This window comes from Pyrodictium delaneyi (assembly GCF_001412615.1).
Taxonomy (GTDB): domain Archaea; phylum Thermoproteota; class Thermoprotei_A; order Sulfolobales; family Pyrodictiaceae; genus Pyrodictium; species Pyrodictium delaneyi.
Genome location: NZ_CP013011.1, coordinates 251252 through 275729, shown reverse-complemented (window position 1 = coordinate 275729; position 24478 = coordinate 251252). Strand labels below are relative to the sequence as shown.

The window sequence follows — 24478 nt, the reverse complement described above, 5'->3', positions numbered from 1 at the left end:
AGAAGAGTAGAAGTAAGGGCATCGAGGCATTATTAGAGCTGATATGTAGGAACGTTTGCCCGGTCGAGGCCCGGGGCCACAATATATAGGGGGCGGCTATGGATAGGTAATACTGTGTAGAGTGTGGATGAGATGATGTCTCTTGCTGAAAGCTGCTAGAGAGTATCGTTGGCTACGGAGCCTAGGGGTAGAGGAGCGCGACGTGCTCCGTGCTCTCCGGCTAGCTTCTCGTTCAACCCTAGTGAAGGCTAACGATGAGGCAGTAGTGGCTGTGCCTAGCCAGCGGCTCGGGAGGCTGCCACGTGAGCGCGTGGTGAGTCATAGCGACTTGCTAGCACTACTGAAAGGTGCAGGCCACCGAGTCGTAGCTACCCGTGTAGGCAGGCTCCCCGAGGAGCAGCAGGTCTACATGGTACACGTGAAGCGGAGTGGAGCCGAGTGTAGCTGCCCGGCTAGCCGGCTAGCTGGCGACCCTCTATGCGTGCACCGTTTGGCGGCAGCAATAGTGCTCTATCAGCGTGGCCGCCTCGACCTCCTCGAATGGCTTCCAGCAGCTGTCGACGAGAAAAAGAAATGGAGACGAACACGTAGGATGAAGACGTTTAGAAGCCGTAGACGGCTAGGGGCCTCTAGGCCTCTAGAGTTCTAGCAGCTCGGCCTCCATAGTCTCCGTGTCTAGTAGTGCTACAGTTCTCCGGCCTGTTAGGCAGCCGCAGGCCTCACCGGGGTTGAGTATCAGGGTGGAGCCTATTCTCCTCATGTCCACCTCGTGGGTGTGGCCATAGAGGACTGCATCATAGTGGCCGCTCGCAGCGAGTGCCTCGACGAACTTGCGGGTCTTCTCCGCCGGGCCGATGCCGTGGATCATTAGTATGCGGCGGCCCGCTATCTCCACGGTGTGTGGCCAGTCGTGTATCTCGTAGCCCAGGCTGGCTGCTACGCGTTGCAGGCCAAGGCGCTCGCCGCAATTGTTACCATAGACAGCTATGAGCTTCTTGACGCCCTCCTCGTGGAACCTGCGGAGCGTGAATGGGGCCACTATATCGCCGAGGTGCAGGACTAGCTCGGCGCCCCGGCTCAGTAGCAGCCGGGCTGCCCGCCTGGCAGCCTCCTGGCTGTCGTGGGTGTCACTCACAACTCCTATCAACATCTTCAAGCACCTCCGGTAAACTCCTAGGCAATGCTCTAGGGTGTCCACGAGTCTTAGGGCTTTGCTGCGTCAAGTGTTTATCCGGCTAGTAGGGCTAGAGACGCGTTAATGGCTGTAGAGAGCCATGAGGCCGTGTGTTGCTGTACTCCTTGCTCTCCTAGCTATCTTGACTCCAGTAGCCTCAGCTGCCGAGGCTCCCAGCTTACTCACAAGCAGCATCTATAAGCTCGACGAGCTCGGCGTAGCCACAGTTACTATTGAAGTTAGTGGTGAGAACCTAATTGTCGTAGAGCTACCGCTAGAGCAGGGCTACGAGCCCGAGAGCATCGTTGTCTATGGACCTGATGGCCTGCCCCTAGACTACGACATTGTTAACAACACACTCATAGTCTACGCTGGCAACGCTACAAGATTAACCGTAGAGTATACAGCGTTACTGGGCAGACAAGCTGACGGCATAGTGGAGGCTACAATACATCCATCAGGCCCTGCCACAATCTACCTACCCCGAGGTGCCGCCCTAGCAGGCTTCACGGGCGAACCCACTATAGACTACTCATCGGGAAGGATAGTTCTCCGCTATAGCGGGCCCGGGGAATACACTATAGATTATGTCCCATCAGCTCCGCCCTCCACTGTATCACAGAAAGCCGGGAACATCGAGACACAAACTGTATCCGAGAAGGAGACAAGCGGGGGCACTAACTCCAATGCACCCATTATAGCAGTCCTCGCCGCTGCGGGAGCCAGCACAGCTGGGGCAGCTATCCTGTTTCGTCGTAAACGTAGCGAGAAGAATAGCAGCTCTGCTGCAACTGACGTAGTCATAGTTGCTGATTCTACCCTCGACGAGAGAGACCGGGCTATACTAGAGCTACTGCGGAGCCGTGGCCCAATGGGGGTAAGCGATGTTGCCAGGAGCCTAGGTATAAGCAAGTCCACTGCCTGGAGGAAGCTCCAGAAGCTAGTAAACATGGGGCTGGTAGAGAGAATAGCAGTAGACGGCTCCCCCCTCTACCGGGTGAAGGAGAGCAACCAGAAAGAAGACTAGCATCTAGTCTAGTTATTCGTGTAGGTGAAGCCTCCGGGGCTAATGCTTCATCTTTGCAGCTGTTATCACTGTGTACTTGTACTCGAGTAGTTCGCCTATGTCTAGCTTGATCCCCGTGGCCTCTACGTGGGCTCGTAGTATCTTCTCCAGCTCCTCTGCTTCGTCCCCGCGGAGGTAGCGGTACTCTGCCTGCGGATAGCCCACGTGCAGTACTCCCCAGAGCTTTGCTAAGCGGTCGAACTTGTCGCCTAGGGCTCTCCGTAGCTCGTCTACGGTCTGGCTCTGGAGGGCCTGGTACATCTGCTCCATCGTTATCTCGCCGCGATGGGCCATAGCCTTGATGTAGCGCTCTATCTGGTTACGGGGCGGCGCTTTGCCTATGTGGCTTAGCGGTACGTGGCCCCGTATGTAGATCTTCCCACCCACCATGCCGGTGGCGATGTAGCGGCCTACCCTGCCCAGTACGACTATCGTGCCGCCGGCCATGAACTCGCCTAGGTAATCGCCAGTGTCGCCCCTCACTACTATCACGCCGCCCTTCATCTGTATTCCGAGCCTGTTGCCCGCGTCGCCTAGTATGTGTAGTTCCCCGCTCCTCATAGCCTGGCCGGCTGCGTCACCCACGTTGCCGTATACAACTACCTTTGAGTCCTCCATACTGTCGCCGAGGTCCTCCTGTGCGTCACCGTAGATCTTCACGTCGAGGCCGCTAGCCACGTTGAGGCTAGCGTTGCCCACTGTTCCCCATAGCTCGAGGCGACCAGGCCCGAGCCCGTTGGCCACGTAGCGGTGGCCCCGGAGGTTGTAGGCCGCAGCGTAGCCGGTACGCTCTAGCATAGCTGCTAAGGCCTGGTTGAGCTCTGTCCGGCTCATCCGGCTAGCGTCTACCGCCCATGCCGGGGGCTTCGGGGGCTCCGGGAACATCTTGGCCTCAGTTAAGCCGCGTACCTCAATCTCGCCGTCTGGGTACACGATTACGTAGCCGCCGCCGCGTAGCAACCGAGGCCTGGCGCGCGGATCCATCGCCTTTACCGCTGCTGCCTCACTTGCAGCGTAGACGCGGTCCTCGGTAACGGCTACGTAGAGTGGGCGGAGGTGGTGCCGGTCCACAAAGGCGCCGAAGACTGGTCCCTGTGGCTCCCCGTGAATGAATATGACTGCGTGGGGACCGTCTAGCCTTGCCCAGCGGGGCCCGCGGCCCTCAACCAGTATCTCCACGATGTCGCGGGCGTTGTACCCGTCGCGGAAGAAGAGCTCCATAAGGTAGGCTATTACCTCACTATCGTTGCCCGTGAACCCGTTGAGCCCCATCCAGTACTTGACGAGCCTCCGGTTGGCGCCGTAGCTGCTGAGATCACCGTTGTGTACTATCACCGTCTCGCCGCTAGTGAAGGGGTGGGCGAGCCAGGGCTGGAACCCGGGGCTGTTAGTGGGGTACCTCGTGTGGCCTATCCAGGCCTGCGCCCGGCGCCCCCACAGCTCGTAGACGTCCGCCACCTCGCGGGGCCAGCCGATACTCTTCCATACCTCGAGGAACCGGGCCGCCTGTAGCAGCCAGAGTCTACCGACAACGCTGGCGGGCGGGTAGTCGAGGAGAAGCCTCTCGTCGACAGCTATCCCGTGCCCCAGCTCTGCTATCCTGCGGGGCCCTTTCTCGGTAAGACTGCCCAGCAGCTCGTCAGCTACGGGCTCGTCGAGGCCTATCCGGGTAAACACCCTAGCACGCACCAAACCGCGGGGCTCTGGACTATAGGCGGCGTAACCAGCGCCGTGCTCTGTGCCACGCTCTCTCATAGCCTCGAGTGCCTCGATGACGAGCCTAGATTCTACCTGGCTACCGTCAAGGCTGACTACCCCAGCTATACCGCACACGGCCTACACTCACCTCATGCGCTAGCTCTACCCTATGAGTGTTTTTCACGCCCAGGGACTGCTGCCCGCACCGAGGGAGCCCTGGGCATGCAATGCGGCAAGGGTAATCTGCTAAGTTGTGCCCCTGGTGGGAGCCTAGGGGGCCTAGACTAGCCGGGCAGGGTTATAAAGAGGCTCGGGGATGGCGGGGAGCGCATCTGCACCAGGGCCGTGCCCTCGCCGTACGGGCGTAGCCCTGGGGCTACTCGCCTGCCACTGATACGCGGAGCCGCTGGGCGACCTCGCCGTCGAGGCTGCGGAGGAGCCACCGGTTACCCTGGAGGCTCTGGTAGCTAGTCAAACCGCCGGCACCCATCAGGAGTTTCAGCTCCCAGGTGACTGCTATCAGTGTGTTCTCGTACGCTTCTCTCCTCCTCTCAGCGGGCCACCCGGCTATCTTCTTGCTCAGCCAGCGTAGAGGCCGGCGGAGCGTGACCAGGTCAGCGCCTAGGGCTAGCAGTTTGTAGACGTCGGCAGCGCTCCGGAGGTCGCCTGCCGCCACGAGGGCTACGTCGCTCCGTATCCCACTGCTCCACATTTCGTCGTCTAGCCAGACTATCCACTCCTCTAGCCATGGCTTGGAGCGGCCGCCGCGACCCCGTAGCTCCTCGTCGACTATAACCAACGTAGTGCCGGGTGGAGGCTCTAGGCCCGGCGGCAGAGCTATCGCGTACGGCCTCTCCATCAGCTCGCACTCTAGCGGGTAGCCGAGCCCCTCCGCGGCCTCCACAAGGGGCTCCTCCAGGCATGGGACCGCTATCGGCGCCTCGTATACCGTGCCGTCGGGGAGCCTTACTGTGAGGTCTATCTCCTCGCGATACGGGTCTACACTGGGCCGGGTCACCTGCGCCGCCTCTACCCGGAGGAGGTCTAGCGGCCTCTCGGCGGGCGTCGTGTAGCCCGGCACGTAGCCGCCCATGCCTAGAACCGGGGTCTTAGCCTCCATGTAGACCTCGCGTGGCAGCGGCTCCTCGCCTGGGTCACCATACCAGGCTATCTGCCCAGGCTCGGCCAGCTCTACGCCGACGACCTTGGCCACGTACTCGTCGGCGTTGTAGAGCTCTAGTAGGCCGCGGCGGCCTACGAGCTTCTGTAGGCTGTCCTCGCCGAGTGCGTAGGTTATCAGCTTCAGTGTTCTCTCGACTGCGCGTAGCCAGTTCACGACCCTTGCAACGGCCCAGTCTATGTCGATCTTGAACGCACTGTCAATACTGTTCGTTAACGCTGCAGGACAGTTGCCAGTATTGCATATATGACACATGATGCACCCCATAGCTATGAGTGCCGCAGTCGCTATGTTAGCCATGTTAGCGCCGAGCAGGATCAGTTTGGCTATATCCTCACCACTGGATATCATGCCGCCGCCTATCACTAGGAAGCCGTCTCTGAGCCCGTTCTCCCGGAGCAGCCGGTCGGCGACAGGTACAGCGTAGTCCACGGGCATGCCCACATGGTCGCGGACGATCCGCGGTGTAGCCCCGGTGCCTGCGCCAGCACCGTCGATGATTATCCCCATGGCTGTGGCGCGTGCTGTGCCAAGGGTCACAAAGCCGACCTGGTTAGTAGCAGCAGTCTTGACGAGAACTGGGCGGCCTGTGAGCTCGCGGAGCATCTTCACCCTTTGTGCTAGGTCTTCTATGCTGTAGATATCGTGGTGGGGTGCGGGGCTTAGGGCTTCACTACCTGGTGGGAGCTTACGCAGCTTAGCTATTTCGCCTACGACCTTACGGGCTGGGAGGTGCCCGCCTATGCCAGGCTTCGCGCCCTGTCCTATCTTGATGTTGACTGCGAGGCCGCGACGGAGCATGTACCTGTCTATCCCGAAGCGGCCGCTAGCCCACTGTATGACGATGTTCCTGCACCGTGCCACCTCGGGGTGGAGGCCGCCCTCGCCTACACCCACTACTGCGCCAGCTATGTCGGCGGCTCTCGCTAGCGCTATATTGGGGCGGCCGGAGAGCGCTCCGAAACTCATGTCGCCCAGGTAGACTGGGACGCGTAAATGTACGTCCGCGAAGTCTACGCCCGCGTCAACGTCTAGCCGGTCGATGCCCTCCGGGCCAAGCTTCTGAGCGAGTTCCCGGAGCTCGCGGGGGTCTAAGTCGCGTATAGCAAGGCGGTCGAGAAGCCTCCCGCGAGCCTTTGGCTTGCTGAGGATAGTCTTCTCCATACCGTGCTCTGCAGCATATCTTATCGCTGCTATGCGGTCGCGGCTCCAAAACTCTGGTGTACGGCCGCCGCCCACGGGCGGCTTATAACCCGCTACTAACCTTATGCTCGCTGGCAATGCAGTGGGCCCCGGCGTACAGCCCACGAGGCTCCCACGGTTATATTAGTTGGCCTGGAGGCCGGGCTGAGAACCCTCGATCTAACACGTATCAACACTCTCCCACATTGTAGATAGTGCTAGAACAATGGGCTTAGAGCCAACGGCTAACGTCGAAGAGTACCAGCTATAACCCTCCGGCACAAGCCTCTCCCATCCGGTGACGAGAGAGCCGGAGGCTTGAGCAGACTTGCCTATACTCGATACCTACCTAGTAAGCCCCCAGCTAGTGCTCCAGGACCTCTTGAGGGCCCTACCCCTTGCAGCATGGGTTCTCTTCGTAGTCCACGGACTGTCGCGGTGGAGCTACCTCTGGGCGCGTAGCCGCTGGGGCGAAGGCGTAGGGGTATACTTCGCACGCAAAGTCATACACATGGCTGCCGGCGGATTCGTAGCACTCCTAGTGCCCTTCCTCTTCAGGGAGCCTTGGACGCCTCTCATCCTCGGTCTCATACTCGCCGCCTATGTTTACATCCCTCGCCGCATGGGCCGCCTTATGACCTGGTTCCAGGATCCCAGCAATATTAGCGAGGTCTACTACTGTGTAAGCTGGGGCCTGGCCGCCTTCCTAGCCTGGCCCTTTGACGTTAGGATAGCAGTATTCCCGCTCTTCCTCATGAGCTTTGGCGACGGCGTAACCGGGATAATAAGGGGGATAAGGCAGCGCCGCCGCGTCAAGAGCTGGGACGGCACAGTAGGCTTCCTAGCAGTAAGCCTACCAGTCGGCCTAATAGTGTTCGGGGCAGCTGGCGGCCTGGCAGCCCTAGCAGCAGCATTAGCTGAGAAGAGTGGTCTTATAGATGATAATATTAGTGTGCCTGCAGTAAGTCTAGCTATACTCCTCACAGCCCACCAGGCTGGAATACTACCAGCCTAGCCCGTAATGGAGCCGGAGAATCGGCCACATAGATGCCGATAAATACCCTGTTTATAGGGTGTTACTACACGGGGCTCTCCTGTGCCGAGTGCCGGCGGCAGCTGCATCGGCCTAGAGACAGAGGCGCTGATAGCGGGCCGGCTGGTAAGGCTGCCGAAGCACAGCCCCGTTATAGAGTTCTACGGTGTCCTCGAGGAGGCCGAGGCGCTGATAGCCAGGGCACGGGTACAGCTGGAGCCCCGCGACCCCGGGCTAGCCGAGCGGCTCTACAAGCTACAGCGTGCAGTAAGACTCCTCCCAGGAGTCCTCGCAGGCTCCGTAGACCCTAGAGAGCCGCTACGCTTCATAGAGGAGGCTGGGGAGGGGCTCGAGCAGCCCAGCGGCTGGAGCCTAACAGGCTGCACACCCGAAGACCCAGACATAGTCCTAGCGATGACCAGGCTCCGGGCTGGCGACAGGCTAGTAGCACGCGCCCACAGCGAGGGAGTAATCCCCCGCGACATGGCTCAGCTCCTCTCAGTGCTTCTCGAAAGGGCTAGCTATACGCTCTACACAATACACTGGAGCCTCTGCGCCAAGGCCCCGGCGAGCCAGAAGCTGACAGCCCGGAGCATCCTCGAACTAGCCTAGGAGGGTCAGGAGACTGGCCCAGCAGAACGTTTACCCCCATTAAAGAAACGCCCGGATGGCATCGCACGGTACACGGCTGAGCGCGCCCCTCTAGCCTCCGCTGGCGCTCCCGGGCGTTATCCAAGTAAGCCCCGGGTAGACCTGGAGAAGGCACGGCGCCTCGGCCGACACCCGGGGGCGAGGCCGCCGCCTCTGGCGGGCTGTGACCCCGGGCCCGGCGCTAGAGGCCGCGGGCACTCACCTTCTCCATACTTGTCTACTATGATTCCCACTAGCTATGCTGGCTTCTCCTGCTCATAGCCTGCCAGGGTCTCTAGGAGCTGGTCTATTGCCTCCGCCACTTGACGGCTAACATCCACGGTCTCTACGCCCTCAGAGGGCTCCACAGTGTTTGCGGCTAGTATCTTGGAGACCCCGGCGCGGCGGAGCTTCTCGATAGCATTGCCAACGAATAAGCCGTGAGTACAAGCTGCTACCACCGTCTCGGCGCCTTGCTCGAGAAGCATAGATGCGGCCCTAGCCATCGTGCCTCCAGTGCTCACTATATCGTCTATCAGCACCACTGCCGCGCCCCTAACGTCTAGCGTCTTAGGCTTCACTGTTATCTCGCCGGTGACACGGTCCCGGCGCTTCTCCAGATAGTCGAACGCGGCGCCAAGCCTCTCGGCTAGCCGGTGGGCACGTGGTAGTGCGCCACGGTCGGGGGCTATCACGTAAACCTTCTCGGCAGCCTCTAGTAGTGGGCGGAGCTTCTCCGCAAAAGCAGGGCTCGGGTCCACGTTGGCTACGGGCCCTGGGAACCAGGTGAGGCTAGTAGGTTTGTGGACGTCAACTGTGGCTACTGCCTCGGCGCCGCTGGAGGCTAGTAGCGAGAGTACAGTCCGCACGCTGATCGGCTCGCCGCGGATAAAGCGGCGGTCCTGCCGGCTATACGGGAGGTAGCCCATGAATGCTACCACGTGGCTCGCGCCCAGGCCCCGAGCGGCCTCGGCTAGAAGTGCTGCCTCCCAGAGCCGGCGCGTAGGCTCCGGGTATCCTGTCGATGCAATAATGGCTGTAGCTGCTTCCAGGCCAGCGGATATCCTCACATAGCTCTCGCCGTCGGGGAACAGCTTATGCTCAGCCCAGACTAGCTCAGCTCCAAGGCTCTCTGCGAGGCCCTCAGCTAGGCTTCTCGGGAGACCGGGCGCAGCGACGACTACGTAGCGGTGCACAACGCTCCCCAGGAGTGCAGCAGCTAACACTACTCTGGCGATTTATACCCGGTTCCCATGCATGGGGTTAGAACCCCTTTAGCGTGAAAAGTATCGGAAGAAGAGATGTAGTCTGTACTTCTCAGCCTAGCTTAAGAATCCTGCTAGACCCGACATGACGTATCCGTCGGCAGACGGTATGGGTGTCGCAAGGTGAGGCCGAGCCCTTAACGTGCACCTACTCGAGAAACGGAGGAATACAATACCGTAATATAGCTAGCTACTTAACCCCTTGTTCCACAAATATACTAGCAGTTGCTGTTATTGTCTTAGACTAGGGCTCGTGGCTACTGTAAACGGGATTAGTCCTGAGTTTTCACTATCGTATACCGGCTATGCGTGGCCCTCCCAACGACATTGTTATGCGGCGGCAAGTGTCACGCAATTCTCCTGTCACAAAGTCGCGAAACATGTTCCTCCGTATGGCCTCCGTCATCTCATTGTAGAGCTTTTCGAGAAGCCGCGAGTTTATCCTGCCCCGAAAGACGGGGAACCAGCTTAGCTCGTTAGCGTGTTCTTCGAAGCTCTGGGCAGGTAGGCCTATCCTTGCCGCCACGTAGACCTCCAATAGCCTTGCACCGACCTCCTCTATGCAGAGGACAAGATACTCATCTATCTCCCGAATAGAGTCTAACTCCGGATAAACCGTTTGTATCGAAGCATGGCTAAGTTCATGCAATATCACGTTAACTGCACTATAGATAGCACGGTTAAGCTTCTCGCGCGAGATAGACATACCGGTAATACGTTCTAGGAGCATGAGCGCCTCTAGCGTCTTTTCTACAAGGTTGTTGAATACCTCCCGTGCCTCCTCCACATAAAACCCCAGTTAATACAGCATACAAAACCTCACCAAGTTATATAGAGTTGGGTTCTTCAACTTAGTTCTATAACAATTCCCCGAGGACTAGGACTTTATTGTACACCAGCTCAGGAATCGGATAAGAGTAGCCGTATATTGACGGCAACCCTTATGTAGCTTATAGCCTCTAATAACCCTTTTACCATAGTGCTGTAACTTATAGCACCTAAGTACTCTCTAGGGAGCAATATCCATGGGATCCCTGGCACAAGACTAACTACGATGAAGACTTAGGAGACCCCCACACTCTGACTCTCCCGGGCCCCTGCGGCGCCGGGAGGGTATGAAGAGCAGGCTAGGCTCAGAGTATCCCGCCATATCACTTGGCGGCTAGTACTCGTCGAGACCAAGCTTTTGGAGCACCTGGAGAGCCGCGGATAGCTCACGTAGAGCCTTTAAGCCCTCCCTGGTTATCCGAACCCGCCGACGCCCATTTTCTTCATACATCTCTACTAGACCCTTCTCTGCGAGCTGCTCTAGTAGCGGCGCAAATCTGTCATAAGGCATCCTGGCTACGTATGAGAGCCGTGTAGGCGGCATAGAACCCTCCCGCGAGAGCGTAGAGAGTATCTCGTAGACTATCCGCGCCCGGCTCCGCCTCCTCGACGGCATACCATCCACCAGTCTCCGAGATGTCTCATGCAGAGTCCCGGCCCGTGGATGGCGCACGTGCAGCCAAGACAAGCACCAATGTCATAGCTGCTAGTGATGTGGCACGTAGAGCAACAGCTGTTATAAGTAGTCCAGGGTAAAGTATGCCTAGCAGCGCTACTGCCTCCAATAGATGACTAGCAGCGACACCTATGCCGGCAGCACGTAGCCTACCCGGCATCCCGAGAAATGCCGCCAATGCCAGTATGCCTGCAATCACGGAACCCATCATCGCTACGGGCGCGTAGTGATAGGGAGCAATAGTGGGCGGCCATGTGGCCAGAGCTAGAGGTGTAGCTGTGTACGCTTCTGCCCCAGCACGTTCAGCTACATCGCGTGCAGCCAGCATTACCATGTAGCCAATCATGTAGGCGAGCCAGCTAAGACTCGTAGAGACAATTATGCCCGTAGCCAGGTCCATAACAGAGCCTGCAGCCACAAGCCCGAATCCGAGAGCCAGCAAAGCTAGCCTCCGATCCCCCGAGACCAAGTAGCCGCGATAGAGGAGGAAGGATACACCAATTGCTGCTACAGCCGACACAAGGTAGAGAATTCCCAGGATCCAGCCTAGCCCTGTAGCAGCCATACCAGTACCCATTTCATGCAAATGCATCATCCACGGATAGGGTCTACCCCATGGCGGACCTCCGTGACCCCCATGCGGCCCCATGTACGTTGTCATGTGCCAATTCATGATTCATCAACTCGCTACCGGTACTCCAATAACGTCTACCCCTTCTCCAGGCCTACAGAGGTTCCAACCCACTATAGTGCCTCTCCCAGGCACGACACAATATTTCTCTCTAAACATATAAAAAATTGATAGACAAATCGTCTAGACAAAAGGTGCGTGAGATGTATAAGTAGTTAGAGTAGCCAAGGATACCTGGAAGAGTAGAATAAACGAGACAATTGCTAGGGTGGCAAGAATGCCCTCTAGGTTAGGAATAATAGCACTCGTAGGTATACTAGCAGCTGTAGGCATAATGGCAGGATACACATTCCGTTATGGACAGCCGCAAGTAACTAGCACTGAAGTATCTACACTACCACCTAGCTCGCACGGACCAGGAATGACGACCACCAATACTATGCCGGCATATACACAGACGACAGGAGCCACGACTACAACCACTGCAACTACCATTGCGACTAGTATGGGTCCTCATGGTCCAGGCAACGGCATGATGCAGATGAATAGCACAATTCAAGCTGCATGTATTACTGCAGGCCTAAACGATAAACCAATTGGCCAGAACATTAAATGGCTCTTCGATAACCACGATATCTTCAACTATAAGCTAATGGAGTTTCCAGAAAACAAGACACTAATATGGATAATATCAGCACCGGATAAGGCTGCACTAGAAACACTAGTAAGCCATGTAATGCAGATGGAATGTGTAGTCGAACATGGTGGCAACCCCAGGCCGTTTGATCCATTGTTCCGAGTAGATGCTGCGATAACAAGCAAGTATGTGCATACGGAAATAAAGTGGCTCAATGATACGACAGTAAAAATAGTTAAAGTCGCTAACAATGATTGTGCATTCGAGGTAATAAAGCTTCATGCTCAAGTAGTTAAAGGCTTCTTTGATACAGGTAGAATAGAGGCACAGAAGATTCACGAGGTTCCAGAATACGCTCTGGAGCTTTGTAAAACATACCTAGGAGACACATCCTAGCCACGACCGTTGTAATAATCGCCCATGGATTAATGGATTATGGGTGGAGTTGCATGAAGAACATACATGTAGGCCTCATAGTGGCTGTTGTGGCCGGTATACTTGTAGCCTTGTTTCCGCTCTATGCTGACCGGGTTGCACCATACCTTTGGAGTTTTAACCCAAATGTGCAGGAAGAAGGCGAAGCAGAGAGCATCATACATGGTATAGTAAAGTCTGTGGATCCCGAGAAACTGTATATCGTTGTAGATGGGAAAGAGATCTCAGTACGAGGATACTGGACAGTAGAGATTGACGGCGCTAAGCATGAGAATGTATGGGCTGGTGACCTCATATCACAATACATAAAACCTGGAGTGAAAATTACCGTGGAGTATAAGGAGAGTAGTCGTTGGGGTATAGTTGCTCAACGTATCGAAGGCCCAGGATTTATTGCATACACCGAAGGCTAAATCTATCAACACAATTTGATTACACGTGCTCTAGAGCTGGGGTGAATTCATATGGCAAACATAATATTGTTAGCACGCAGGATAACTGTAATACTATTGGTTAGCCTAGGATTCCTAACTCTGATATCAGGCTTCCTACTAGAAACTATGCCAAGAGGCCCTGGTAGCGGTTATGCAACAGCACTTGGACTAACCAAGGACTTATGGACAGACATTCACGTCTATGCTGGGTTTGCTGCAGCTGGTGCTGCAATAGTACACGTGTATACCAACTATCGTGGACTACTGTATCATCTCGGCCTGATAAGGCCTCGACACCGGTCAACAGTAGTAAAGACTGCTAGCACCCAGAAGACCGGCCGCAAGGAGGCAGAAGTAGCTAAGAGTTAAAGATCTAGAAGAGGCGAAAGACTAGGAATCTATGCAGACACTTAACACGATGGGATTAGAGTCCGTGTACAAGCCTAGTTTTTCTTAAACATCTCTAGGCTCCGCTCCATTGCTTCGCGCGCCTTCTTGGCTTGAACGGGGTCTAGCTCTACCCGTGGTGCAAGGCGCTCGAGTGCTTCTACTATGCTGCGCAGTGTTATCTTCTTCATGTTTCTGCAGATTGCTTTAGGGTTTAGCGGCTTCACGTCTGCTGTAGGGTAGAGCTTCCGGGCGCGGTATGCTAGGCCCTCCTCTGTGCCTAGCAGGTAGGTGCCCTGGGCCCCGGTCTCGCCTATGTAGCGTACCATCTGGCTCGTGCTCCCAACGTAGTCTGCTAGTCTCCGTGCCTCCCGGGGTGCCTCGGGGTGGATTAGCACCCTGGCTCCGGGGTAGCGGCGCCGGGCCTCCTCGACGTGGCGTGCTGTGATGAGATACTGGTGTACGGGGCAATGGCCGTGAAGCGGTACTGGTACTATCCGCTTACCGGGAAGGTTCTCAGCGACATAGTCTGCTAGGTTGCGGTCAGGGCCGAAGAGCACAGTATCGTCCTCCAGCATCGAGACCAGTTTTACCGCGCTACTGCTCGTGACGATGTAGTCTGCCTCAGCCTTAGCGTCTAGGTGGGAGTTAATGTAGAGCACGACTGGTGCTCCGGGGTGCTCCCGGCGTGCTTCACGGATAGCGTTGACTGTCAGGAAGTCTGCAAGAGGACAGCCAGCGTCCGGGACGGGGTGGAGGACTATCCGGTCAGGGTTGAGTAGCTTAGCCGTCTCGGCCATGAATCTGACGCCAGCGAGCACTATGACGTCTGCATCAGTCTCCATAGCTTTCCTTGCTAGCTCTAGGCTGTCGCCCACAAAGTCGGCTATGTCCTGGACTTCTGGCGGTTGGTAGTTGTGCGCGAGTATAACAGCGCGCCGCCTACGGCGGAGCGTTTCGAGCTTCTCGACAAGCTCTCTGTGCATCCCCAAGCCCCAGGGACGCGTCTCTAGGACAGCTTAGCCCCTATCAACTCGACTCTAGACCAGCAGAACCGGTATTGAGCCCCTATCCGCCCTGGACGGTGCCGTAAACTGCTCTATTACTCGTATATCAGCCTGGTCAGCCTCTCGAGCCCTGGGTGGGAGCGGTAACGGGGCTCTGCTATCCCGTCCCTTCTCGCGGCCTCCTGGAGGCACTTGAGCACGGCCAGCGCCTGGCCGAGGACTGTGCCCCAGCAGCCCCCAGAGCAGGGCACAGTGTAGACTCTTAGGCCAGCTGCATGTAGCGTATCTACGACCTCTTTCTGCCTCCCAGCGGGTGCGATGGAGGACTCGTAGACCGTCACGCTATCCGTGCTGTAGACTGGGGCGTGTACAAGCTGCTCAAGCCTCTCGTAACGGGCGGGCCGGCCATACACCTCATAGAGCTTCAGTACGGCGAATAATGCGCTACTATACGCCTCCCCTGCCCCCGCGTGTATGCCGGCCCAGAGGGCATTACAGTCAATGTTTGGGGTCTCGATGGGCCCCGGGTTTTCACCGAGAGAGGCGGCGAGAGCAGCGAGCATGACGAGGTGCCTTAATGCGCCTATCCCAGCTGCGAGCCTTGTATATGTGAGCTCTATCACCCCGTCAGCCAGCCTAGCTAGGGGTGTATCTGAGCCCGTAACGGCTACGACGATGCCACCTAGACTCCGGTAGATCCTGGCGGCCTCAAGTACAGCTCTCGTTCGCCCACCGACACTGAGAGCAACGAGTGTACAACCGTTGCGGATAAGTCTTTCGAGTTTCCCTGTCGAGACAGCATCTAGGGGGTCAAGCGCCCACGCCCGACCCCGGCTACAGGCCTCTAACGCTACTGCGGCTGCGTAGCTGTCGCCAGCTCCCACAGCTGCAATACACTCCGTACTAGCCAGAACGGGTTTTGTCGACTCTAGCTGACGTCGCAACACTTCTGGTGCATTGCTAAGCTCCCATTCAGGATCCCCGTATAGCGTCATCTATCATCCCTCGAGTTGAATTTAGCCGCGAAGACGCTTAACACGTATCTAACTATTACGATATCGCCACTGCTGTATATACACTAGCCATTGGGGTCTCGCGTACCTGGTTAGCTGCCCTAGGGATTCCATTATTTGAGCATATTACATTACTGCATTGAAGACGCTGATCCGGCAATAGTACATTTGCTGAAATGGGGTGGTTCGACTACTGTGCAAGTAGGCTACTATGTGTGGACGCTGTGTAGCGGGTAGAGGTTATTAGTTAGAGGGGGGTGCTAGGGTAGGACAGGGACTCTGTGCTAGGGGCTGAGTAAATCTAGAGTTTAACGCTCTTAATGTTTTATCGTGTAGAAACCCCTTGGGAAGGGGCTGCAAGCCCCAGGCGTCTAGAGGAGCGTATGGAGCCGTATAGGTGGGATTTGGTATGCCCCGTGTAGAGATTAGGTTTCATGGCCGTGGAGGCCAGGGTGCAGTCACGGCAGCTGAGGTTCTTGCAGCAGCCGCGATAAGCGAAGGCAAGTACGCTATGGCCTTTCCCGAGTATGGTGCAGAGCGCCGTGGTGCACCAGTGCTGGCGTTTACCCGTATTGACGACAAGGCGATACTCGAACGCGAGCCTATACTCGAGCCAGACATAGTGGTAGTTCTCGACTCGAGCCTAGATCCGAGCATATACATGAAGGGGCTCCGGCGCGACGGGCTACTCGTGGTAAACACGAAGAAGAAGCCGGAGGAGGTAGCCGAGCTCCTACGGGGCCGTGGGCTCGAGCCACCGCGCTGCATAGCCGTTGTAGACGCTACAGGCATAGCGCTGAAGCACCTAGGCGCCCCAATCGTGAACACGTCTATGCTCGGCAGCCTCGTTCGCGCCTCGAAGGTCGTAGAGCTCGACTCGCTCGAGCGTAGCATAGAGGAGCGTTTTAGCGAGAGGCCCCGCATAGCGGAGGCCAACCTACGCGCTGTAGAGGAGGCCTACTCCTCCACGGAGGTGGTCTGCCTGTGAGCCTCGAACGCTTCCTCGGGAAGAAGTACCCTGAGGCCTGGGAGGACGCTCCCATCGCCGGCATAGTCCCCTGGCCTGGCAGCACCGAAGAGGTTGACACTAGCGCTTGGAGGACCTTCAAGCCGGTCATCAACCAGGATAAGTGTATCCGTTGCAGGCTTTGCTGGGTCTACTGTCCAGACGGCGCGATACTAGAGGTAGACGAGGAGTACACAAACAGCAAGGGCCGCACATTCAAGATCAGTTTCAAGGTCGATTACGCCCACTGTAAGGGCTGTGGTATCTGCGCCTACGAGTGCCCCGTAAAGGCCATAGACATGGTTCCGGAGGAGAGGTGATCCGTATGGCCGCAGTGGAGGTCAAGACCCAGGAGAAGCCCAAGGCAAGGGAGTCCCGGAGAATAGCTGCCAAGGGTAACCATGCAGCTGCGCTGGCAGCCCGTGACGCTGACATAGACGTGGCGGCGATATACCCGATCACGCCACAGGTACAGATAGCCGAGAAGATAACAGAGATGGTCGCTAACGGCGAGCTAGACGCCGAGGTCATCCACGTAGAGAGCGAGCACAGTGCTATGAGTGCCGTGGTTGCGGCTGCTGCCACCGGTGCCCGCGTCTTTACAGCCACGAGCAGCCAGGGCCTAGAGCTGATGCATGAGATACTTTACATAGCTAGCGGCCTCCGCCAGCCCGTGGTAATGGCTCTCGCTACTCGCGCGCTCAGCGCCCCAATAAACATCTGGAACGACTACGGCGACGCCATGGGTATGAGGGACACCGGCTGGATAATCATATTCAGCGAGAACGTTCAGGAGGTCTATGACAACCTCATCCAGGCCTACTATATCGCCGAGCACCCTGACGTGCTCCTACCCACGGTAGTCACACTCGACGGCTACATACTAAGCCACACAGTAGAGCCCCTCGAGCTGATACCTCGCGACGAGGTGCTAAGCTACGCAGTGAAGAGGCCGCGTGGCTACCGCCCCGTCCTAGACCCAGACCAGCCCATGACCTTCGGCGTCCTGGGCGCGCCGAACTGGTACTACGAGATAAAGATGCAGCAGATAATGGCTATGAGAGAGGCGCCCCGCGTCATAGAGGAGGCTGCACGGGAGTTCGAGAAGCGGTTCGGCCGCAGCTACGGCTTCATAGAGGAGTACATGATGGACGACGCTGAGGTGGCTATAGTCAGCCTCGGCGCGACCGCTAGCCTCGTCAAGGCCGCTGTAAACAGGCTACGCGAAGAGGGCGTAAAAGCCGGCATGGTGAAGATAAGGGTCTACAGGCCGTTCCCCGCCGACCAGCTCGCCAAGGCACTAGAGAACGTAGCAGCTGTGGGTGTACTCGACCGCGCTGTATCCTTCGGTGCACCACTAGAGGGGCCGCTATTCCTGGACGTCGCCTCAACGCTAGCAGTACGGGGTATGGTTAAGCCGATGGCAAGCTTCGTCCACGGTCTAGGCGGCAGAGACATCTTCGTCAGGGAGGTCATGGAGATGTTCAAGAAGCTCCAGGAGATGGCCCGGAGCGGCCGGAGCGAGACCCGCACACTATTCTACGGAGTAAGAAGCCGCACTAAGCTCCACTAGCCCCTCCATAGTTTTACCATGTGAATCCCTCAGCTAGAAATGGGGTGGCCCGGCATGGCGCTCGCAAAGCCTGTCCGCACAGTATGGGATATACCTCGTGAAGAGCGGTTCGCCCCTGGCCACAGTATGTGCCAGGGCTGCGGAGCAGCGCTGATAATGAGGCACTTGATGAAAGTCTTAGGTAAGGACGCTATAATAGCCATGGCTACAGGCTGTGTCGAGGTAACCACGACGTTATTCCCCAGGACCTCCTGGAAGAATCCCTGGATACACCTGGCCTTCGAGAACGCTGGCGCAGTAGCGAGCGGCATAGAGGCCGCAATTAAGGCACTCCAAAGGAAGGGTGTGTTAAACCCTGACCGCCGAATAAAGGTTGTAGCGATAGCAGGCGATGGTGGTACCTTCGACATAGGCCTACAGAGCCTCAGCGGCATGCTCGAGCGCGGCCACGACGTGATGTACGTGGTGTATGACAACGAGGCCTACATGAACACGGGTATTCAGAGGAGTGGTGCGACCCCGCTCGGTGCTTGGACGACTACAACACCTATAGGCAAGCGTATGAGGGGCGAGATGAGGCCCAAAAAGGACATAATCGGTATAGCGCTGGCTCACCGCATACCCTACATAGCGACGGCTAACCCAGCCTACCCGACTGACATGATAGAGAAGTTCCGCAAGGCCTTCGAGACCCGTGGGCCCAGCTTAGTACATGTGCTCTCGCCCTGCACTCCCGGCTGGAGGATAAAGAACGAGCACACAATAGAGGTCGCGAGGCTAGCAGTACAGACCGGCATGTGGGTACAACTCGAGATAGAGAACGGCAAGCCCAGAGTAACGGTGAAGGTGCCCAAGAGGAAGCACGTCCGCCATTACCTAAAGCTTCAAGGCAGGTTCCGCCACCTGACTGACGAGGAGATAGAGCAGATACAGCGCATGGTGGACCAGTACGTAGAGGAGATAAACCGCTGGGTAGGCGAGGAGGCGATAGGTCCCGTCGTTGAGTAGGCTTTGATCTTTTAAATAGTCTTCCAACACCCATCCTTGTACTACTATAACTCCGACTATCGTCGAGAAACTACCTTTATAGCATATCGTCCCTTGTCTAAAGATGCCGGTGTATACTCTCCCTAGCATGGGGTGTACACGGCCCTGCCATTACTAGATAAGGCACTACAACTGCTAGAAGAACTACCGTGTATAGCGGACGCACACGTTCATCTGCTAGACAGACGTAGCCCATGGGAGCTTGCACTAGAACTGGCAGGCTACCGTGTCTCTCTAGCCCAGGTAATAGAGATAAGGCCTCCGATACAACTCGTCTCCGAGAAAGCCTCCCGGCTCCTCCCTCGCGCCTGGAAACTATCTCATCCTGTTCTCGAGAAGCTAGCTCCGTGGCTGCTAGAGCACTACGAGTCCCCGAGCAGACTCCTCACCGAAACCGTGATGTTTCTCTCCCGGTTTAGAGCAATAGATCCTAAAGAGGCTGCGGCAACCAGCGGCGCCGACCTGGTAGTCTACGCCGATCCCGAACCCAGCGCTGGCGCTATGGAGGCCTATAGCCGGGCGCGGGGCCGGCTAAGCAGTGGCTATCGTGGACTCAAACTGATAACTACACTCCACATGGTTTGGCCCGACTCAAAGGAAGTCGAGGCAGTCTTCGAGGCAGCTAACGAAAGAGCAGCACCCATACTCGTCCACGCTGGCTGCGACCCGGGGCTCTGGGAGCTCCCTGTGTTCTGTGCGCTTGGTAACCCAGCCAAGCTGGAGCAGTACATAGCAGCGTACCGTGATGTGCCGGTGATAATAGCTCACTGTGGTGGCTACAGCGCAGCCGCGCCTGGCGTCTATACCAGGGAGGCTATTGAGCTAGCCCGCCGCTACTCCAACGTCTACCTTGACACGAGTGCCGTGCCACTTGAGGTTCTAGAGATAGTGCTGGGGAGTCTATCCCCGGAGCGGATTCTCCACGGCAGCGACTATCCCGTAGTAGAGGAGGACACTCCAGCCCGTAGCGCAGCGAGGCTAGCAGCAGCCGCTATATCTAGGGGCGTGACGAGCCGAAGAGCACTCGAGGCAATGATGTACCAGAACCTAGAGGAGATACTCGGACAGCAATGCAGGCCGATAGAACCGCCGTAGTGGCAGCTGCGGACGCCTAGCACTATATTGTGGCTTCTCTCTGCCCACCTATTCCCGGTACCTTGTAGCAGGCGTCTGCTAGCCCTAGGCAGGGAATAGCAGCTATTATTAATGCTTAAGTTGTTATCAAACTAGTAAACGCTAGGACACACAGACACAATCTGTATACTCTACACGACAGTTCTTTACGATGATGTTGTACTAGTTACACGCGATCAGGAACCCATAAGATTCCTATAATCACGTGACTTAGAAACAGATATCATATCGTCAAGTAGAGTTTGTTCTGTTCTCAAGGTTGCTCGTTTACGATGCTCTGCTGCACTACGCGTAGCTGCTGCTAAGAGAGGACTAGGTGGTTCGGTAGTCTCCCTGGGGTCTGCTATGAAGCAGGTATGCGTGGCTATAGCTACGGATGATGGGCAGCATGTTAAGATAGGGCACTTCGGAGATGCACGGTTTTACCTCCATTATGTCCGTGAAGAGGATGGATGGAGGCTTATTCGACGTGTTGAGAACCCATATGCCGGCCACGAGCACCACCATCACGGTCATCATGGCGGCCATAGACACGGGGAAAAGCGGAGACGCATACTAGAGCTAAACCGTGATTGCACTCATCTAGTTGCCACCGCGTTCGGGCCCGGCGGGAAGGAGTTCATGGAGAGCCAGGGACTCCGTGTGGTGATTGTGAAGCCTGGAACAACCGTGGAGGAAGCATTATCAATAGTGGAAGAGATGCTCGGCATTAATTAATCCCAAGACCTTCACCTAGCATTCTAGCGGTGACAGTTGGCACAGTCGACCCGGACTATGTCTGGCGGTGTTACAGCCACATCATGGCAGCTAAAGCAGTTGACATCACCTGAGAGCTCATGACCGGGAATATTGGGGTAGGGAGACGGCTTCCCGGGGCCGAAATGGCATCTAGTACAGTCGGGGGAAGCTCCCTGGTGCATGAAGTTGTGCGCTTCAAGCATGGTCGAGCGCTCGTGGCAGCCCAGGCATGGCTTCCTTATCGCAGGATCGTGGGGGTCATGACAGACTGTACAGCCGAAGTTCTGAGACACGAATGCATGACTACTATGGAGTCCCGGCTTATGAGGGATCTCCGAGTGGCATGCCAGGCATGGCCTGCTACCAGTAGAGACCCTCACCTGGAAGCTCCCGGATAGCATGTCGGGTATAGTTAGCGGCTCAGCATCCTGGTGACAGACGCGGCATCCTTGCTCCTCTGCTACACTCCTATGGCTGCCAGCCTCTAGGATCGCTGCAACGTCGGCGTGGCAGCTCTTACAGACAGCTAGTTGCGTCTCCGGTGTAGCTAGATAGAATGCCTCGACGAGGCCTACTAGAGCTAGCACTATGAACGCTAGCAGCATTAGGCGTTGCCGTCTAGTCCATTCTCTACTTCCGCCTACCAGAGCCAAGCCGCCACACCATCCTACGGACTAGGTCTTCAATGCGCTCTGCATGCACCGCTACTAGTCGGGCGACCGGTAGCATTAGTATAATGACTGTAGCAGCAACTACCCAGTTTACACCACACACCTCCCTATACATAAGCTCGACCGGTGCATCCTCAAGCCGAGGCTCCGTACCAGTAAGCAGCCATAACTGTACCTCAGCCCTTTGTGTAGGCGACGGCGCCGGGTCGATAGCATAGACGCAACCGCTTCCAGCCAAGGTGTAGCCTAGTGCTGGCTCACTAGTCCACTCGAAGTCACTCAACTTCAACCAGAAAACACCATCACAGTCCTGGAGGCTGTAAACTGCTTCGGCCCAGCCATTGCTATACCTCGTATCCGTGAGGTCAAGTGTACAATTGACCCCATGCAGCTGTATCTGAGTTCCTGGGGTTATACTATAGCTGCCACTATGAATCTTCACTTCCCCGCGCAACGAAGCAGTATAGCCTCCAACTACGATAAGACCCGCAACGATATAGGGCAATATCCTAGCTACGCCGAGCCTCTTAAGGACAACAATAGCTGCTAGAAGGCTGCCTGCAGCCAGAAAGCCCAACTGCCCCAGAGAGGGCCACATAACTGCTACCAGCAAGAACTCCACGAGGATGACGCCAAGAGCGAGTATTAGCCGGCCGAAGACGTAGTAATATATTACTGGACTAAAGTTATATAGGCCGAGTCCGGTCACTATACCCACAATCTTTAGCTTCTCCGGAGGAGACGCCATCAACCACACCGATATGAGGCTCCAGATAAGCCCGGCAATAGCCACCCTAGGTTTGACGTCACCAATACCCCCTAGTAGCGAGTGACGGGCTACATACAACAGTAGCACTAACCCTACAGTCATTAGCGCTGCTAGTCCCACAGTTACCCCCAGCCACATGCCAGCAACTATTACGTAGACGAGAGACGCTAGGATACCAGCATAAGGCTCGATAATCGATACAGCAGCGGTAACAGGGAATCCATACAGCACACGATGGTCGGGAACCCTAGAGATGTAGGCTATAGCAGAGAATATATACAGTACATAGGCGGCTGCAAGCGTAAAACCTGAATACACTATAGCAGACATACAGCGCTTCTCCGAGCCTCTACATCCCGGCACATGAATAGACACAGAAAATAGTGCAACGAACCCCGAATATACCAGGCCTAGGGCAAGCGAGCCCATCCAATCAGAGCTATTGCCGATCATCGTTAATCCATACGAGTAACCATAGAGTGTACTCGCATAGAACGCAACATCCCAGCCATATAAATGTATAAGCAATAGAGCTAGAGCTACCGGCACAACAATGCCAGCATATCCGTCACCATAGTACTCCCCTAGAAGGGCAAGGAGCCCGAAAGCTATGAACGTGAACCTAGAAGCAAATCCAGGCTCCCACTTACCGGTTAGAACATAGTACAGCGCTACGAGAGACAGCCCAATAAGTCCTACATCAACCAGCAGCACTCTACAGCACCTATGCCCCTAACCTCTGGCAACAATGAAGCCTGGGAGTAGGCGGAGACAAGCATTTGGATTATCCGCTATTGTAGATACTTTCAACATCTGCCGTAATAGTACCTAGAATACATGATAAAACAATACTATCACACGGGTTTCACCAAAATGCAAAAATATGTTAGAGATGATCGATTAACAAAAATATTAACTGCCTTGTTATTTCTTCCGGGAAAGTACGATCGCAAATAGTACCAGAGATGCCAGTATGTTTATGCCAGCAGCTGCTACCGGGAAGCCTTCGATAGCGAAGCCCTCTTCACCACTGGAGAGTAGCTGCTGTAGGGCATCCTCAGTTATCGCGTGCGGATTGAGCTGCAGTGCCTCGGCGGGTATACCTATCTTCACTATACCGTTCTCTATCTTATACATGCCTAGGCCTGCTGGACTCTCTACTAGGAAGTGACAGTTGAAACATATGTAGAACCTCTCGCTGACACCGCTAGGCGCGCTACCGTTTATGTAGAACCAGCCCACGTACACTTTGGCGTCAGTCATATTCGTCGGATCTACTGGTACAGCACTCGTGCCCGTGTCGTAGTATAGTTGTAGCGTTGTACTGGTAACTGTTGCAGTGCTGGTGTCGTTTGTGTAGAATCCAGTACCGTTATAGAATGTTACGTACTTTACCAGGTCATTTGGATTCGGTGCCGCTGCACCTCCATTTACTGTTGGTAGATAGTAGTACATCCACACGCCAGCACCGACTGTCGGGTTTATGTTGAAGCCTGCGTGCACTATTGTATGGCACTTACAGCCTATCTGTCCATGTACGCTATTTGGTACGTAGTCGCCAGCGGCCGGCGCCGGCTCGCCATAGTTTGTGCCCCATATTGAACCGCTCCAGAGGCCAGTGTTATTTGCACTAGAATGACACGTTAGACAGTAGAACCATGCATTCTCGGCTGCCTTCACGTCGTGTGGGCCTACAGTTGTATCTGTTATGTTTGCTGAGTGGCAGCCATAACATACTGTTGGATGGTCACGGAGTAGCGCTTCGCTAGCCGCAGCCGGCGTCGCTGATGCTACTAGAGCTAATATGGCTATGAGAGTTATTGCCCCAACTAGGGAGGTGCGAACCTTCATTTTTATCCCCCGTTTAACATCATTCGTACCATTCATCACTCTCATTAGGTTTTGATGCCGTATTTGGGTATAAATACTATCTCCCATTTATCGCATTTATCATGTTACAGTAATTTTAATAAAGAAATGCATCAATTTAACATAATGTTTGCCTCGGCACATAGGGTGTTGCAACAGCCTCCTATCGCGCATCTATCATTGTATATCTCACTATATTCAAACAACGTAGACAGTTGTAGGTGCTTGCAAATTTTACAACGACATAACTATGCTAATGGTATAAATAGCTGTTAAGCGGAGTGTTTACAGCTATTTATTTATTTTTTATGCGTTTTTATATCTATACGGGAATAGGATTATTTAAGGGTAGCTTGTAGCCCGCAAAATTACATGAAGGTAATTGTAAAATAATT

Annotated in this window: 25 protein-coding genes; 13 read left to right on the top strand and 12 right to left on the bottom strand. The window is 55.7% G+C overall.

Annotated features, from left to right (window positions below):
- The first annotated feature begins 142 nt into the window (after nt 1-142).
- Nucleotides 143-649 (top strand): SWIM zinc finger family protein, encoded by a 507-nt coding sequence (locus tag Pyrde_RS01455; RefSeq protein WP_055407585.1) that lies wholly within the window; start codon nt 143-145, stop codon nt 647-649.
- Here the strand turns inward: Pyrde_RS01455 and Pyrde_RS01450 are convergent.
- Nucleotides 638-1150 carry a metallophosphoesterase gene (locus Pyrde_RS01450; RefSeq protein WP_055410598.1) on the bottom strand — a complete coding sequence of 171 codons (513 nt, stop codon included), beginning with the start codon at nt 1148-1150 and terminating at the stop codon, nt 638-640. The genes Pyrde_RS01455 and Pyrde_RS01450 overlap by 12 nt on opposite strands.
- Nucleotides 1151-1274: 124 nt before the next feature.
- On the opposite strand from Pyrde_RS01450, the gene Pyrde_RS01445 reads away from it, so the two are divergent.
- Nucleotides 1275-2201: a helix-turn-helix transcriptional regulator gene (locus Pyrde_RS01445; protein ID WP_055407583.1), complete on the top strand. Its 927-nt coding sequence runs from the start codon at nt 1275-1277 to the stop codon at nt 2199-2201.
- Between the two features lie 39 nt (nt 2202-2240).
- Here Pyrde_RS01445 and Pyrde_RS01440 read toward each other — a convergent pair whose 3' ends face one another.
- Nucleotides 2241-4073 (bottom strand): GltB/FmdC/FwdC-like GXGXG domain-containing protein, encoded by a 1833-nt coding sequence (locus Pyrde_RS01440; RefSeq protein ID WP_055407581.1) that lies wholly within the window; start codon nt 4071-4073, stop codon nt 2241-2243.
- Nucleotides 4074-4314: 241 nt separating this feature from the next.
- The gene (locus Pyrde_RS01435) at nt 4315-6399 is read right to left on the bottom strand and encodes an FMN-binding glutamate synthase family protein (RefSeq protein ID WP_197272701.1); all 2085 of its coding nucleotides are present in this window, start codon (nt 6397-6399) and stop codon (nt 4315-4317) included.
- Nucleotides 6400-6628: 229 nt separating this feature from the next.
- On the opposite strand from Pyrde_RS01435, the gene Pyrde_RS01430 reads away from it, so the two are divergent.
- On the top strand, nt 6629-7315 hold the full coding sequence (locus Pyrde_RS01430) for a diacylglycerol/polyprenol kinase family protein (protein WP_055407579.1): 687 nt from the start codon (nt 6629-6631) through the stop codon (nt 7313-7315).
- A gap of 81 nt (nt 7316-7396) precedes the next feature.
- On the top strand, nt 7397-7945 hold the full coding sequence (locus Pyrde_RS01425; protein ID WP_055407577.1) for an ATP:cob(I)alamin adenosyltransferase: 549 nt from the start codon (nt 7397-7399) through the stop codon (nt 7943-7945).
- A gap of 275 nt (nt 7946-8220) precedes the next feature.
- Here Pyrde_RS01425 and Pyrde_RS01420 read toward each other — a convergent pair whose 3' ends face one another.
- From Pyrde_RS01420 to Pyrde_RS01405, 4 genes are all read right to left on the bottom strand, one after another.
- Nucleotides 8221-9159, bottom strand: a complete 939-nt coding sequence (locus Pyrde_RS01420) for a ribose-phosphate diphosphokinase (protein WP_055410594.1) — start codon at nt 9157-9159, stop codon at nt 8221-8223.
- Between the two features lie 358 nt (nt 9160-9517).
- On the bottom strand, nt 9518-10015 hold the full coding sequence (locus tag Pyrde_RS01415) for a hypothetical protein (protein ID WP_055407575.1): 498 nt from the start codon (nt 10013-10015) through the stop codon (nt 9518-9520).
- A gap of 375 nt (nt 10016-10390) precedes the next feature.
- Nucleotides 10391-10672, bottom strand: a complete 282-nt coding sequence (locus Pyrde_RS01410) for a winged helix-turn-helix domain-containing protein (protein WP_143522199.1) — start codon at nt 10670-10672, stop codon at nt 10391-10393.
- A 25-nt stretch (nt 10673-10697) separates the two neighbouring features.
- The gene (locus Pyrde_RS01405; protein WP_143522198.1) at nt 10698-11318 is read right to left on the bottom strand and encodes a hypothetical protein; all 621 of its coding nucleotides are present in this window, start codon (nt 11316-11318) and stop codon (nt 10698-10700) included.
- Nucleotides 11319-11640: 322 nt separating this feature from the next.
- Between Pyrde_RS01405 and Pyrde_RS01400 the strand changes: the two genes are divergently transcribed.
- Genes Pyrde_RS01400 through Pyrde_RS01390 form a run of 3 tightly spaced genes read left to right on the top strand, consistent with a single transcriptional unit; the run spans nt 11641 to nt 13238 of the window.
- On the top strand, nt 11641-12396 hold the full coding sequence (locus Pyrde_RS01400) for a hypothetical protein (protein WP_055407569.1): 756 nt from the start codon (nt 11641-11643) through the stop codon (nt 12394-12396).
- 53 nt (nt 12397-12449) lie between these two features.
- Nucleotides 12450-12848 (top strand): hypothetical protein, encoded by a 399-nt coding sequence (locus tag Pyrde_RS01395; protein ID WP_055407567.1) that lies wholly within the window; start codon nt 12450-12452, stop codon nt 12846-12848.
- Between the two features lie 51 nt (nt 12849-12899).
- Nucleotides 12900-13238: a DUF4405 domain-containing protein gene (locus Pyrde_RS01390; RefSeq protein WP_055407565.1), complete on the top strand. Its 339-nt coding sequence runs from the start codon at nt 12900-12902 to the stop codon at nt 13236-13238.
- A gap of 74 nt (nt 13239-13312) precedes the next feature.
- Here the strand turns inward: Pyrde_RS01390 and nadA are convergent, their stop codons facing one another.
- Together nadA and Pyrde_RS01380 are read right to left on the bottom strand one after the other, a co-directional pair.
- Complete coding sequence (gene nadA, locus Pyrde_RS01385) at nt 13313-14242, bottom strand: quinolinate synthase NadA (RefSeq protein WP_055407563.1); 930 nt, start codon at nt 14240-14242, stop codon at nt 13313-13315.
- Nucleotides 14243-14358: 116 nt separating this feature from the next.
- Complete coding sequence (locus Pyrde_RS01380) at nt 14359-15258, bottom strand: hypothetical protein (RefSeq protein ID WP_055407561.1); 900 nt, start codon at nt 15256-15258, stop codon at nt 14359-14361.
- Between the two features lie 427 nt (nt 15259-15685).
- Between Pyrde_RS01380 and Pyrde_RS01375 the strand changes: the two genes are divergently transcribed.
- The 6 genes from Pyrde_RS01375 to Pyrde_RS01350 all read left to right on the top strand — a co-directional run bounded on the left by Pyrde_RS01375 (nt 15686) and on the right by Pyrde_RS01350 (nt 20753).
- Nucleotides 15686-16264 carry a 2-oxoacid:acceptor oxidoreductase family protein gene (locus Pyrde_RS01375; RefSeq protein ID WP_055407559.1) on the top strand — a complete coding sequence of 193 codons (579 nt, stop codon included), beginning with the start codon at nt 15686-15688 and terminating at the stop codon, nt 16262-16264.
- The gene (locus Pyrde_RS01370) at nt 16261-16602 is read left to right on the top strand and encodes a 4Fe-4S binding protein (protein ID WP_055407558.1); all 342 of its coding nucleotides are present in this window, start codon (nt 16261-16263) and stop codon (nt 16600-16602) included. Before Pyrde_RS01375 ends, Pyrde_RS01370 begins: the two co-directional genes overlap by 4 nt.
- Before the next feature lie 5 nt (nt 16603-16607).
- Nucleotides 16608-17855 carry a ferredoxin oxidoreductase gene (locus Pyrde_RS01365; RefSeq protein ID WP_055410592.1) on the top strand — a complete coding sequence of 416 codons (1248 nt, stop codon included), beginning with the start codon at nt 16608-16610 and terminating at the stop codon, nt 17853-17855.
- Between the two features lie 54 nt (nt 17856-17909).
- Nucleotides 17910-18863 (top strand): pyruvate synthase subunit PorB, encoded by a 954-nt coding sequence (porB, locus tag Pyrde_RS01360; RefSeq protein WP_055410590.1) that lies wholly within the window; start codon nt 17910-17912, stop codon nt 18861-18863.
- Between the two features lie 132 nt (nt 18864-18995).
- Nucleotides 18996-19997, top strand: a complete 1002-nt coding sequence (locus Pyrde_RS01355; RefSeq protein ID WP_055407555.1) for an amidohydrolase family protein — start codon at nt 18996-18998, stop codon at nt 19995-19997.
- Nucleotides 19998-20381: 384 nt separating this feature from the next.
- Nucleotides 20382-20753, top strand: a complete 372-nt coding sequence (locus Pyrde_RS01350; protein ID WP_055407553.1) for a NifB/NifX family molybdenum-iron cluster-binding protein — start codon at nt 20382-20384, stop codon at nt 20751-20753.
- Between the two features lie 23 nt (nt 20754-20776).
- Here the strand turns inward: Pyrde_RS01350 and Pyrde_RS01345 are convergent, their stop codons facing one another.
- The 3 genes from Pyrde_RS01345 to Pyrde_RS01335 form a co-directional block, all read right to left on the bottom strand.
- Complete coding sequence (locus Pyrde_RS01345) at nt 20777-21427, bottom strand: hypothetical protein (RefSeq protein ID WP_143522197.1); 651 nt, start codon at nt 21425-21427, stop codon at nt 20777-20779.
- Nucleotides 21405-22928: a hypothetical protein gene (locus Pyrde_RS01340; protein WP_055407549.1), complete on the bottom strand. Its 1524-nt coding sequence runs from the start codon at nt 22926-22928 to the stop codon at nt 21405-21407. The genes Pyrde_RS01345 and Pyrde_RS01340 overlap by 23 nt, the downstream gene beginning before the upstream one ends.
- Before the next feature lie 210 nt (nt 22929-23138).
- Complete coding sequence (locus Pyrde_RS01335; protein WP_055407548.1) at nt 23139-24065, bottom strand: hypothetical protein; 927 nt, start codon at nt 24063-24065, stop codon at nt 23139-23141.
- Between the last annotated feature and the right edge of the window lie 413 nt (nt 24066-24478).